The sequence below is a fragment of the Undibacterium sp. SXout7W genome (assembly GCF_049339385.1).
Taxonomy (GTDB): domain Bacteria; phylum Pseudomonadota; class Gammaproteobacteria; order Burkholderiales; family Burkholderiaceae_D; genus Undibacterium.
Map to the genome: position 1 here is coordinate 121,989 of NZ_JBMPPF010000008.1, position 13,229 is coordinate 135,217.

Sequence of the window (13,229 nt, forward strand, 5' to 3'; positions counted from 1 at the left end):
ACTCAAATACCTAGAACCTGCGGTGCGGAGCATGAAATAAGCAGAAAAATTTGCCTGATACACGATATAGAAAGACAAAAGCTGCCAGCCGGATGACACGGCTGGCAGCTTAATCAAAGTGACAGAATACCGATTAATACACAGAGCACTTCAAGGTGGTGTCATGCGCCCATTCATCAGGCAATCTGCTCATCGCACCACTTAAAGTGAGATAGTGTGATTTTCTTACTATCAAATTCCTACGATCAAATTTCGATTATCAAATCACATTATTTTGTCGGAGCTGAATAATACGATCCGCATCGATTCCCCAGTCACGCAAAATAGCATCGCTATGCTGGCCGGGGCTGGCAGCAGGTTCGGTCACTTCAGCAGTCGTGCGACTGAAACGCGGTGCGGGTGCGGGTTGCATGACTCCTCCCAGTTCAAAAAAATTGGATCGTGCAATATTGTGTGAATGCAAGGGTGCTTCATTCATGTCTAGCACAGGCGCAAAACAGACATCGGTACCTTCCATCAAATCACACCATTCCTGACGGCTTTTTTTCAGAAAAACAGCCGCCAGCTTTTTCTTCATTGAAGGCCAACAAGATACTTCCATCTGTGACTGAAACTCTGGATCATGGATATCAGCCAGTTGCAATAACAATGCATAAAACTGCGGCTCTATCGCTCCGACCGAGACAAATTTACCGTCAGCGCAGGTATAGGTATCGTAAAAATGTGCGCCTCCATCCAGCATATTGGCTCCACGCTGATCACTCCAGGCACCAAAGGCTTTGAATCCGTAAATCATGGCACCCAGCAGTGCGGAACCATCCACCATTGCTGCGTCCACAACCTGCCCCCTGCCTGACTGTCGCGCCTCCAGTAAAGCGCACACCACACCAAACGCTACCATCATGGCGCCACCACCGAAATCACCCACCAGATTCAATGGTGGTGTTGGCGGAGAATCTGGTCGCCCCATCGGATGCAGCATTCCGCTGAGGGCGACATAATTCAGATCATGTCCCGCTGCCTGCGCCAGCGGACCAGTCTGTCCCCAGCCAGTAATCCGGCCATAGACCAATGCAGGATTACGTTCAAGGCAGGTTTCAGGTCCAAGGCCGAGACGCTCCATTACTCCGGGTCTGAAACCTTCGATCAAGGCATCTGCTTGCGCAACCAAATCCAACAGGACTGCGCGCGCTTCAGGCTGTTTTAAGTCCAGCGCCAGCGAGCGTCGCCCACGAGCCATGACATCGAACTCCGTTCCCAGCATAGGAAACGGGTTATCAGCACCCGGCTTCGCTTTACGGTCTATACGAATCACCTCAGCACCCATATCTGACAGCATCATCGCTGCAAATGGGCATGGCCCCAGGCCGACCATTTCAATGACACGTATACCTTTTAATGGACCACTCATCATGATTTCCAGTTATATATTGTTTGATGACATCACAAAGAACGCGAGATGATTTCTTTCATGATCTCATTCGCGCCGCCATAAATGCGCTGCACCCGCGCATCGACATACATCTGCGCAATTGGATATTCCAGCATATAGCCATAACCGCCGAACAGTTGCAGACATTGATCGATCACTTTGCATTGCAGATCGGAGATCCAGTATTTCGCCATCGACGCCAGCTCAGTATCCATGCGGCCTTCGAGCATATCGACGATGCAACGGTCGATGAAGGTGCGGGCAATAGTGGCTTCGGTTTTGATTTCCGCCAGTACGAAACGGGTGTTCTGCATGTCTATCAAAGCTTGTCCGAAAGCCTTGCGCTGTTTCGTATGCTCCACCGTCAAGCGCAAAGCGCGTTCTATCGCGGCAACACCCGAGACACCGAGTATCGTGCGTTCATACGGTAACTCTGTCATCAACTGTGCGAAGCCACGACCTTCCACGCCACCGAGTACCGCATCCGCAGGCACACGCACATCGTCAAAAAACAGCTCACAGGTATCCTGCCCTTTCTGGCCGATTTTTTCGAGAATACGACCGACTTTGAAACCAGGACAATCTCTGGTTTCGACCAGCATCAGCGAGACACCTTTGGCACCAGCATCCGGGTTGGTCTTGGCGACCACGACAATCAGATCAGCCAGATAACCATTCGAGATAAAAATTTTAGAACCATTAACGTGGTAACCATATGCATCCGGCAAAGCGGTGGTGCGTATGCCTTTCAGATCAGAACCGGCACCGGGTTCGGACATTGCAATCGCGGCGACCATTTCGCCGCTCGCCAGCAATGGCAGATATTTTTTCTTTTGCGCTTCAGTGCCCTGATTCAGAATATAGTGCGCCACTATCGCATGCACGTGAATGCCGAACGCCATGTCACCGGCATCAGTCAGTTCTTCGAACACAATCGCCTGATGCGCAAAACTGCCGCCGGAACCGCCGTACTCTTCAGGGATATCGGCCAGCAACATGCCCATCTCGCCGCCCTTGCGCCACAACTCGCGATCAACATGCTGCTGTTTAGCCCAGCGCTCCTGATGCGGCACCACTTCGGCATCGACAAAGCGGCGTATAGCATCGCGAAACGTCGCCAGTTCCGGCGTCATCCATGGTGAGCTGTAATTCATCGTTTTCTCCTGTTCATCGTTTTTTCTTAGCACTTTTTCTTAGCATTTATGATCAGATCACTATCGCATCACGACAGGATCAGGATTGACGATACATCGTCACCACACATGCGCCGCCCAGCCCCAGATTATGCTGCAGCGCTGTCCGCGCATTGGCAACCTGTCTGGCACCGGCATTGCCACGTAATTGCTGGGTCAACTCAAAGCATTGCGCGAGTCCGGTGGCGCCCAGCGGGTGCCCTTTCGAGAGCAAGCCGCCGGATGGATTGGTCACCACATTACCGCCGTAGGTATTGTCGCCATCATCGATGAATTTTTCCGCACCGCCTTCTGGACATAAACCCAGTGCTTCGTAAGTGATCAGTTCATTATGCGCAAAGCAGTCGTGCAATTCGACGACATCCAGATCTTCCGGGCCGATGCCAGCCTGGGCATAGACTTTTGCCGCTGCACTAAGGCTCATGTCGTAACCCACCACGCGCATCATGTCAGCAGAATGAAAGGTCGATGGCGTATCTGTGGTCATGGCTTGCGCGGCAATGTAGACCTGCGTATTCAGGCCACGCGCTTTGGCAAATTTTTCAGAAACCAGGACTGCTGCGGCAGCGCCACAAGTCGGCGGACATGCCATCAGCTTCGTCATCACGCCGGGCCAGATCATGGTGGAATTCAGCACGTCTTCGGGTGTCACTTCCTGACGGAACAAGGCCAGCGGATTATTCGCCGCATGACGGCTGGCCTTGGCGCGGATTTTTGCAAACGACGCCAGCGGTGTGCCGTATTTCTGCATGTGCGCCAGACCAGCGCCGCCAAAATAACGCAAGGCCAGCGGAATCTGCGGCATGCCGACCAACTGATCGGTCACGGCATCAAACGCATCAAACGGGCTAGGCCTGTCCTGAAACACAGAGCCTAAAGCACCCGGGCTCATCTGCTCAAACCCCAACACCAGCACGCAATCAACGGCACCGCTGGCAATCGCCTGCCGCGCCAGAAACAAGGCGCTGGAGCCGGTCGAGCAATTATTATTCACGTTCACAATCGGTATGCCAGACATGCCGATCTGATACAAAGCCTTTTGCCCTGCCGTTGAATCGCCATAGACATAACCAACATACGCCTGCTCGATGTCATCGTAGCTGATGCCTGCATCAGCGAGTGCCAGACGGCCAGCTGTCATTCCCATCTGATCGTAACTCGCGCTGGTACCTGGCTTGACGAAAGGGATCATCCCTACGCCGGATACGTATACCCGCTGATTCATGTGTGTCTCCTGAATATTTTTATGATGGATAGATGATGTAAAACTGCGCTTAAGCAAAGCTGCGCCATCTCCGGTAACAACTTTGCAGCTTTGCCGCATCGTCCGCAGAACAGCCGCGCTGAAGCGGGCAATAAAATAGGTCAAACGACCAATTAAACAAAAATTATAGGTCAGTCGTACTATTTGTCAATCGTTATGGGATAATTTTGCCTCACACGTATTCACCCAATCGGTTATATCCACACATTACTCATGCCTGATGCACTGCACACCTCGTTGAAAAGCAAACCTTCCGGTACCACAGAAAAGGGCATGGAGCGGGTGCATGCGATTCTGAGTGTTGCGCGGGCGATTTTTGCGACCGAGGGTTACGCTGGCTTATCGATGCGCAAAGTCGCCTCGCAGGCGGGCATCAGCCTCAGCAACGTGCAGCACTATTATCAAAGCAAAGATTTGCTGATCGAGGCAGTGTTGCTGATGACCATGAATACGTTTCAGGAAAAACTCGATCACATCACCGCAGCGAAGGGCAAACTGTCGCGCATAGAACAGCTCAACAGCGCGATTGATATGTTTCTGGAAGAATTGAATGATCCGTTGACCCACGGTTTGTTTTTTGAACTATGGGCACTGGCCGCGCGCAATGCGTTTGCTTCGACGCTGATGGATACGATGATTCTGCGCGAACGCAAGGCCATCTATAAATTGATACGCGGTATGCACCCGGATGTCAGTGATGACGAGTACATGTTACGCGCAGTTCTGATCGTCGCTCAGGTGGAAGGTCTGATGCTGTTCCGCTATCACAAGCACAGACAAAAAACAGAAATGCAGGCAGTGCATGCGGCGTTGAAGAAAAACATCATACAACTTGCCACCACCGCATGAAGCCTGCGTTCTTACAATAAAAATCAGGCCATCGCGGACACAAAGAACAGCCCGCTCAGCGCAATGCCGGCACCGGCGAAGCGGCTGATTTTTGCGTTGAGAAAACGGTTTGCAGTGATCGTCGCGAATAAGCCGCTCAGATGCAGCAAGGCGGTCGCCGCCACAAAACCAGCACAGAATGATAACGCCTTGCCATCCACAGGCATTTCAACACCATGCGCATAACCATGTGCAACGGCGAATACCGCAATCAATGCCGTGCTGGCAGCCAGCGGCAATTTCACCGCGCCCGCGATCAGCAGACCGAGTATCAAGACAGAGGCGGCAATGCCTGCTTCCACACCCGGAATGATGACACCACTCATACCCAGCGCAGCGCCTGCCGTCATCATCAGCGGAAACGCCAGTGGCAGCAACCAGTAAGCCGGGCGCTGATGTTGCGCAGCCCAGATGCCCACCGCCAGCATCGCCAGTAAATGATCTGCGCCCATCAGCGGATGCAGAAAACCAGCCAGAAAGCCACTGCCTCCGGCGACGGAATGCATCACGCTGACGTGGGCAAACGCCGGTGTTGCTGCCAGCATCGTTGCGCTCAGCAAGCTCAGTAAAAGGCTAGATTTAACGGTGACGGATTTCATGATTGTTTCCTTCGGCTTGGATGAGTACAAATAATACGAATAAATAATTTTCAGAAAAATATCGCAGGACTTACACAACATTACATCACGCCGCTGGGGCGGTTTTGCGTCAGTCCTCGCACGGGTTATGGCCTGACTTCGTCCAGCATGCCCTGCTCACGTATAAAACTCACCACGGTTTCCAACCCGTCACCGGTGCGCAGATTCGTGAACACAAACGGGCGTGTGCCGCGCATACGTTTGGCGTCCTGCGCCATGATGTCGAGGTTCGCACCAACGTGCGGTGCCAGATCGGTTTTATTGATGATCAGCAGATCAGAACGGGTAATACCGGGGCCGCCTTTACGCGGGATTTTTTCACCACCGGCCACGTCGATCACATAAATCGTCAGATCGGATAATTCTGGGCTGAAGGTCGCCGCCAGATTGTCACCGCCAGACTCGACCAGAATCAGATCGAGATCAGGAAAATCAGCACTCATACGCGCAATCGCTTCCAGATTAATCGAGGCATCTTCGCGGATCGCGGTATGCGGGCAACCGCCGGTTTCCACACCCATCAGTCTTTCTGCCGGCAATGCATCGGCACGCAGCAGAATTTCCATGTCTTCTTTGGTGTAAATATCGTTCGTGATAACCGCCATTTCATAGTCATCGCGCATGCGTTTGCACAGCATTTCGCAAAGTGCTGTTTTGCCGGAACCAACAGGGCCACCAATGCCGACACGCAAGGGATTCGGTTCGCTCTTGCCAGTCGCTGCGCTCGTATCGGCTGCGTTTATATTTTCTGTATTCATATTCATTCTGTTCCTGTTGTTCTCATGTTGAGGCGACAATCATCATCTTTAACTTCCATCTGTAAAACACGTCAGGAGCGGTAAAGACGGCTGTACTGCACTTCATGCTGCATAGACAATAGCGACAAACCCGGCGACCAATTCGATAACTGATGGTCTTCCAGGTGCTCTGCCAGTGTCGCTGCAGCTTCCAGATCTGCGCGCAGCGACAGCAATAAACGCTGCCCTGCAACCTGCCCCAGCGGTATCGACTTCACACACACCAGCGCCTGATTTTCTGCCCAGGTAAATAACATGCCTAGCAAGGCCGCTGTCGCAGGCACCTCCAGCGCGACGGCGGCACAAGCCAGTGCGGTCGGTAATGGCAACTCGCTTTGCGCCTGCAAGATCGTCAGCAATGCCGCATCGGCAATCTGCAAATCACCCACCAGCTTGCCCAGCGAATATCCCATTTGTATGGTTTCTGCCCGAAATTCGGCGGTATCGCGGGCGGCGATAAATAACTCATTCCAGTAAGCGACTGCGGCCTGATCTTTTTGCTGAAACGCGTGTATCAGTCGCCATAAAATCGGCGCTTCAAAGCGGGCAACCACTTCACGCAAATACGTGGTGATCCATGCCCGCGCTGTCGCTTCATTCTTTACCGAGCCATTCTCTATCGCCGCTTCCAGACCTTGCGAATAGCTGTAAGCCCCGATCGGCAACGACGGGCTGGCAAGCTGGAACAGATGAAGTAAGGCAGCGGATTGCATGTGCTTATTGTTATGGCTTATTGTTTATCCGAAGGACGATGTATACGTTGCCGCAACGGTATCGGTGCCAGCGGATTATGCGGATGCATCTCATCGCCACCATGATGATGACCGCCGCCGTAGGCACCGGCTTCCGGCTCGAAACTCGCAAGTTCTTCAGTTACGACGGCGTTCAGGCCTTCCAGCATTTCTTTCAGTACCGGGTCTTTACGGATACGTAAAAAGCCATCGCCCAGTTGTGCCTGCGTGTGCCGGTTTCCCAGATGGAAGGCGCAGCGCAAAAGCGCAAACGCATTCGCACATTCGACTTTGTAGATAGGCTCAGCCGCCGCCAGCACCTGAATAATGCGGCCATCATTTGCCAGCATCAGATCGCCATCGCGCATCACGGTGCCACGCACGGTGAATACGGCAACATCTTCGCCACTTTGCAGCGTCGCACGCAAACGTGATTTCTCACGCAATTCATACGGCAGAATAAGTTGTCCGTCGATCTGAGGCGCATTCTCACTGCGTTCAATTTTGGTTTGGAGTGTCAGCATCATGTCAGAATAAAAAATAGCGCTGTGCCATCGGTAAAATCTTGGCCGGTTCGCACACCAGCAATTCACCATTCGCACGCACTTCATAGGTTTCAGGGTCCACTTCCATCTTCGGCGTGAGCCCGTTCAGGATCATGTCTTGTTTGCGAATCGTGCGCGTGTTCTTTACCGGAATCAGGGTTTTATTCAGTTTCAGTTGTTCCGCCAGACCGGCATCAAATGCCGCTTGCGAAACAAAGGTAAACGATTTTTTCAGGCCGCCACCAAATGCACCGAACATCATGCGGTAATGCACAGGCTGCGGTGTAGGAATCGACGCATTCGGGTCGCCCATTTGCGCAGCAGCGATCATGCCGCCTTTCAGTATCATCGACGGTTTTACGCCGAAGAACGCGGGTTTCCACAACACGATATCGGCAATTTTGCCGACTTCCAGCGAACCCACCGCATGCGAAATGCCATGCGTGATCGCCGGATTAATCGTGTATTTGGCGATGTAACGTCGGGCGCGGAAATTATCGTTATGGCGACTGTCTTCCGGTAATGCACCGCGCTGTTGTTTCATCTTGTCGGCGGTTTGCCAGGTGCGCATGATCACTTCACCAACGCGCCCCATCGCCTGCGAATCTGACGACATCATCGAGATCGCGCCGATGTCATGCAGAATATCTTCGGCAGCAATCGTCTCACGGCGTATGCGCGATTCGGCAAAAGCGATGTCTTCTGCAATCGCCGGATCAAGGTGATGGCAGACCATCAGCATATCCAGATGTTCATCCAGCGTATTGACGGTGTAGGGTCGGGTCGGATTGGTGGACGACGGCAGCACATTGCCCTCGCCCACTGCGGCGATGATATCCGGCGCATGGCCGCCACCCGCGCCCTCGGTGTGGAAAGTATGTATCGTGCGGTCTTTGAATGCGGCCAGCGTGTGCTCTAAAAAACCGCCTTCATTCAAGGTATCGCTATGAATGGCGACCTGCACATCCATGTTGTCGGCCACACTCAGGCAATTATCAATTGCCTGCGGCGTTGTGCCCCAGTCTTCATGCAGTTTCAGGCCTATTGCACCAGCACGGATCTGCTCTTCCAGCGGCAATGGCAGGCTGACATTGCCTTTGCCTAAAAACCCCAGATTCATAGGAAACGCATCTGCCGCCATGATCATAGAATGCAGATGCCACGGCCCCGGTGTGCAAGTCGTTGCAGCAGTACCGACCGCTGGCCCGGTGCCACCGCCAAGCATGGTCGTCACGCCGCTCATCAGCGCTTCTTCTATCTGTTGCGGGCAAATGAAATGAATATGCGAATCGATACCACCGGCGGTGACGATCATGCCCTCGCCCGCAATGATTTCAGTCGCACCGCCGATCGCCATATCCACACCGGGCTGAATATCAGGATTACCCGCCTTGCCTATGCAGGCGATCAGACCGTTTTTTAAACCGATATCCGCTTTGACTATGCCCCAGTGATCGAGGATGACCGCATTCGTGATGACCGTATCCATCACATCCGCATGCGCACGCTGCGATTGCCCCATGCCATCGCGTATCACTTTGCCGCCGCCGAATTTGACTTCTTCGCCATAGATCGCAAAGTCTTTTTCGATCTCAATAAATAAACCGGTATCAGCCAGCCGGATACGATCCCCGGTGGTCGGGCCAAACATTTCGGCATACGCCTGACGCGAAATCTTCATGCGTTGTTCTCCTTCGCATCCAGCGCACCCATGACTTTGCCGCTGAAACCAAACACACGTCGATCACCCGCCAGCGCCACCAGCTCTATCGTGCGTTGCTGCCCCGGCTCAAAGCGCACCGCAGTGCCAGCGGCAATATTCAGACGCATGCCATACGCCGCCTGACGTTCAAATTGCAATGCAGGATTGGTTTCAAAAAAATGAAAATGCGAGCCCACCTGTATGGGCCGGTCACCGCTATTGGCCACCGTCAGCAACACCGTCTGCCGCCCCACATTCAGCTCGATATCGCCGTCAGCGATCAGCATTTCTCCGGGAATCATGTGGCCTCCTATGGAATCGGATGATGAACGGTCACCAGCTTGGTGCCATCCGGAAAAGTTGCCTCGACCTGAATATCCGGAATCATTTCAGGAATTCCTTCCATCACATCGGCGCGACTCAATATCTGCGTGCCGTCGGACATCAATTCCGCCACGCTTTTACCATCGCGCGCCCCCTCCATAATCGCAGCAGTAATCAGCGCCACCGCTTCCGGATAATTCAGTTTCAGTCCACGCGCTTTGCGCCTTTCCGCCAGCAGCGCTGCCGTAAAAATGAGTAGTTTGTCTTTCTCTCTCGGGCTCAGATCCATTGATACATTTCCTTTTCATAGCAAAAAAAGTATGTAGTGGCATTAGTTACATAGCAGGGCTTACAGGCTACTCACACTTTCTCATGAAATGGCTTCAGCAAGAAGTAATCCAGCTTAGATATTGACCGAAATACTGACTGAACTCGTGTTCTGACACCAATTCAGCATTTTTTGCTCGATGACGGTGCGTAACAATATAAGCCGGCATAAGTCAGGCACTATTTCAGTGCAAACTAAATACTCATCGACAGTCGAGATGAAAACCATATTAAAATATAGGATACCCCACTACCCTATTTTATTATGAGCCACACCATCAAAGACAAACAGAAATTATTGAACCGTGTGCGCCGCATACGGGGACAGATTGATGCCATCGAACGCGCGTTGGAAGAGGAAAAAAGTTGCATGGATGTTCTGCAGCAAATTACTGGCTGTCGCGGAGCAATGAATGGCTTGCTGTCTGTTGTACTCGAAGAACACATCCGCACCCATCTGGTAGCAACAGAGAAAGACCACGATGAACATGGCGATGCCAAACAAGTGCTGATTGACGTTGTCCATAGTTATTTTAAATAAATTTCAAATAAACCATCATGATCGAATTTTCTCAATTACTACAACAAGGTGCAGCCAATGCCTGGCTGTTTATTCCCAGCGCTATCTTGCTTGGCGCATTGCATGGGCTAGAACCAGGTCATTCAAAAACCATGATGGCTGCGTTCATCATTGCGGTACGCGGTACTGTAACTCAGGCCGTGTTGCTGGGTCTGGCTGCCACACTATCTCATACAGCAATCGTATGGATTATTGCATTAAGTGGTTTGTACTTTGGTCAGCAATGGAATGCAGAAGAATCGGAACCTTATTTTCAGTTAATCTCAGCTGCCATGATTATTGCCGTTGCCGTCTGGATGATGTGGCGCACCTGGCGTGACCAGCATGCACACCAGCACTCACATCCACATTCGCACGATCATTCACATGATGATGCCCGGCAGATTGATACTGGCCACGGCATGATCTACATTAGCATCATGGAAGATGGCGTTCCACCACGCTTTCATCTGTCTCAGTCCACCACAGCGTCACAACGTTGGACAGAAAATCAGATATCTGCCCTCACCATACGTGCCGACGGCAGCACCCAAACATTCCACTTTAAAAAACATGGCGATCTGCTGGAGTCTCTACAAGAAATCCCGGAACCACATGAATTCACGCTGAGGATCATCACATCACATGGCGACCATCAACACAGTTATGAACTGATGTATTCAGAAGATGATCATAGTCATCACGATCAGCATCACCATCATGATCATGGGCTCGATATCAATAACGGAGAATATCAGGATGCCCATGCGCGTGCGCATGCAGAAGACATCCGTCGACGCTTTAGCACACGTGATGTGACCACCGGACAAATCATCATGTTTGGACTGACAGGCGGCCTGATTCCATGTCCTGCGTCCATCACGGTATTACTCCTATGCCTGCAATTGAAAAAAGTAGCGTTGGGAGCGAGTCTGGTGTTGTGTTTCAGCATAGGACTGGCGCTGACGATGGTGATGTCGGGCGTCATAGCAGCACTTAGCGTCCGGCATTTATCTACTCGCTGGTCAGGCTTTGGTTTAATCGCACAACGTGCACCTTATTTTTCTGGCGCACTGATTATGCTGGTAGGAGTTTATGTTGCTTATCAGGGTTACAGTGGTATTTTGCATCATGCCTAAGATGTGCTTTATCCATAGCCCTGTCTGATTATGGATAAAGCAATACAGCGATATAGCATGCAATTGAGATACACAATGTAGATTCGCAGGCGTAATAAAACGCTTGTCAGTTTTACCGAAATTGCGTATAGTTTTTTTATGAATTCCGCTCTCGTCACAGATACCAACACTTTCTCCAGCGCTTTACGTGCTGGCGAGTTGCGTATCGCTTTGACGAGTGGCGCTGATCTTTCATCTCACACTTCTTCCATTATTTCCATTCCTCACGCTTCCCTGATTCGAATTATCAGGGGGCGTTAAGCTACGGCTGCAAGCCGATGCCTGGCGTCCCGTTATCAAATCTTCTTCGTCAACTCAGTAGTATCTCAGTCAGTAATACCTCATCAGTCGTAAGCAGTCAGCTCGTAAGCATTACCTCTGTCAGCAACACCGTTTCCATCATCATGGCAGAACTAGTGTGTTGACTGTGCGCTTCATGGACTGAACCGATGTCTGCCGGACTGATATCAACTGAGCTGATTATTACCATTTTTTATCAGGATTTTTATGTCACACACTATGCATGACAGGCACACGCACGCCCCCACATTTCCAACCCCGGCATCAACGGTATCGACACCTGTATTTACCAGCCTGCGATATGGTTACCCATTTCCGGCACTCAATGAGATACGCGCTACTGCAGAAAAGTTATCGACTCAGATTCTGCGTACACCTGTATGGCAATGGCAAACTGGCGCCGTCAACGCAGCGTTTTCCGAATCTACAGAAGTCTGGCTGAAACTGGAATTATTTCAAAAAACCGGAACATTTAAAGTAAGAGGTGCGCTGAATTGTGTGGCCAGTCTCGATGCCAGTGCACGATCTCGTGGTGTGGTCGCGGTCAGCGCTGGTAATCATGCGATGGCGGTCGCGTATGCGGCAAAACTCGCCGGCATCAGCTGCACTGTCGTGATGCCAGAATTTGCCAGCCCTGCCAGAATTGAGGCGTGTCGCGCGGACGGTGCTCATGTCCTGCTCGCCAAAGATATGCACCATGCATTTGCGTGGGGAAAAGACATCATGGAGCAAGAACGCCGCACAATGATTCATCCTTATGATGGCCCTCTGACCGCTTTTGGTACCGCAACTGTCGGGCTGGAATTCATGCAGCAAGTCAAAGGACTCGATGCAATCATTGTCCCCATCGGAGGAGGCGGACTTTGCGCTGGCATCGCTTCAGCCGTCAAACAATTATCCCCCGAATGCGCGGTCTATGGCGTAGAACCCTATGGTGCAGATGCCATGTATCGCAGCTTTGAATCCGGCCATACTGAAACACTGGAAACAGTGCAATCGGTGGCAGATAGTCTATGCGCACCTTATACGATGGAATACAGTTATCGCGTGTGCCGACAATTTGTCGATGAGATCGTACGTGTCAGCGACGACGATATTTGCCATGCGATGTCGTATTTATATAAAGATGTCAAACTGGTCGCGGAGCCAGCAGCAGCGGTTGCCACTGCGGGCTTATTTGGCCCCTTACGAACGCGACTGAATGGCAAAAAGATTGGCATCATTGTGTGCGGCTCCAATGTCGATCCAGCTCGCTTTACAGAACTATTGCTACAGGCTGCATGATGCTGTTATATGAAGCGGCAATATGAAGTTGCAATATCAAGCTGGGATATGAGTTGCCAGATGAAGC

General features: G+C 51.6%; 14 protein-coding genes. 4 read left to right on the top strand and 10 right to left on the bottom strand.

The genetic code is table 11. The features are described 5' to 3' along the window. Positions 1-259: 259 nt before the first annotated feature. The 3 genes from ACO0LB_RS09780 to ACO0LB_RS09790 form a co-directional block, all read right to left on the bottom strand. Positions 260-1,411: a CaiB/BaiF CoA transferase family protein gene (locus ACO0LB_RS09780; protein ID WP_423048996.1), complete on the bottom strand. Its 1,152-nt coding sequence runs from the start codon at positions 1,409-1,411 to the stop codon at positions 260-262. A 32-nt stretch (positions 1,412-1,443) separates the two neighbouring features. Next, entirely contained in the window at positions 1,444-2,586 is a 1,143-nt protein-coding gene (locus ACO0LB_RS09785; protein WP_423048875.1) for an acyl-CoA dehydrogenase family protein, read from the bottom strand. A 79-nt stretch (positions 2,587-2,665) separates the two neighbouring features. After that, the gene (locus ACO0LB_RS09790; protein WP_423048877.1) at positions 2,666-3,850 is read right to left on the bottom strand and encodes a lipid-transfer protein; all 1,185 of its coding nucleotides are present in this window, start codon (positions 3,848-3,850) and stop codon (positions 2,666-2,668) included. A gap of 252 nt (positions 3,851-4,102) precedes the next feature. Here ACO0LB_RS09790 and ACO0LB_RS09795 point away from each other — a divergent pair, with 252 nt between their 5' ends. Further along, entirely contained in the window at positions 4,103-4,738 is a 636-nt protein-coding gene (locus ACO0LB_RS09795) for a TetR/AcrR family transcriptional regulator (protein WP_423048879.1), read from the top strand. 23 nt (positions 4,739-4,761) lie between these two features. Here ACO0LB_RS09795 and ACO0LB_RS09800 read toward each other — a convergent pair whose 3' ends face one another. From ACO0LB_RS09800 to ACO0LB_RS09830, 7 genes are all read right to left on the bottom strand, one after another. After that, complete coding sequence (locus tag ACO0LB_RS09800; protein WP_423048881.1) at positions 4,762-5,376, bottom strand: HupE/UreJ family protein; 615 nt, start codon at positions 5,374-5,376, stop codon at positions 4,762-4,764. Between the two features lie 125 nt (positions 5,377-5,501). Beyond that, entirely contained in the window at positions 5,502-6,173 is a 672-nt protein-coding gene (gene ureG, locus ACO0LB_RS09805) for an urease accessory protein UreG (RefSeq protein WP_423048883.1), read from the bottom strand. Positions 6,174-6,244: 71 nt separating this feature from the next. Next, on the bottom strand, positions 6,245-6,925 hold the full coding sequence (locus ACO0LB_RS09810) for an urease accessory protein UreF (protein ID WP_423048885.1): 681 nt from the start codon (positions 6,923-6,925) through the stop codon (positions 6,245-6,247). A 17-nt stretch (positions 6,926-6,942) separates the two neighbouring features. Further along, complete coding sequence (gene ureE / locus ACO0LB_RS09815; RefSeq protein ID WP_423048997.1) at positions 6,943-7,467, bottom strand: urease accessory protein UreE; 525 nt, start codon at positions 7,465-7,467, stop codon at positions 6,943-6,945. Positions 7,468-7,471: 4 nt separating this feature from the next. Next, entirely contained in the window at positions 7,472-9,169 is a 1,698-nt protein-coding gene (gene ureC, locus ACO0LB_RS09820) for an urease subunit alpha (RefSeq protein ID WP_190480776.1), read from the bottom strand. After that, a complete protein-coding gene (locus ACO0LB_RS09825) occupies positions 9,166-9,492 on the bottom strand; it encodes an urease subunit beta (protein WP_423048889.1) in 327 nt (108 codons plus the stop codon). Before ACO0LB_RS09825 ends, ureC begins: the two co-directional genes overlap by 4 nt. Before the next feature lie 8 nt (positions 9,493-9,500). Next, positions 9,501-9,803, bottom strand: a complete 303-nt coding sequence (locus ACO0LB_RS09830) for an urease subunit gamma (protein WP_190480778.1) — start codon at positions 9,801-9,803, stop codon at positions 9,501-9,503. 303 nt (positions 9,804-10,106) lie between these two features. On the opposite strand from ACO0LB_RS09830, the gene ACO0LB_RS09835 reads away from it, so the two are divergent. The 3 genes from ACO0LB_RS09835 to ACO0LB_RS09845 all read left to right on the top strand — a co-directional run bounded on the left by ACO0LB_RS09835 (position 10,107) and on the right by ACO0LB_RS09845 (position 13,162). Further along, on the top strand, positions 10,107-10,382 hold the full coding sequence (locus tag ACO0LB_RS09835; RefSeq protein WP_423048891.1) for a metal/formaldehyde-sensitive transcriptional repressor: 276 nt from the start codon (positions 10,107-10,109) through the stop codon (positions 10,380-10,382). A gap of 17 nt (positions 10,383-10,399) precedes the next feature. Then, positions 10,400-11,539 carry a nickel/cobalt efflux transporter gene (locus tag ACO0LB_RS09840; RefSeq protein ID WP_423048893.1) on the top strand — a complete coding sequence of 380 codons (1,140 nt, stop codon included), beginning with the start codon at positions 10,400-10,402 and terminating at the stop codon, positions 11,537-11,539. A 546-nt stretch (positions 11,540-12,085) separates the two neighbouring features. After that, on the top strand, positions 12,086-13,162 hold the full coding sequence (locus ACO0LB_RS09845; protein ID WP_423048895.1) for a threonine ammonia-lyase: 1,077 nt from the start codon (positions 12,086-12,088) through the stop codon (positions 13,160-13,162). The last annotated feature ends 67 nt before the right edge of the window (positions 13,163-13,229 follow it).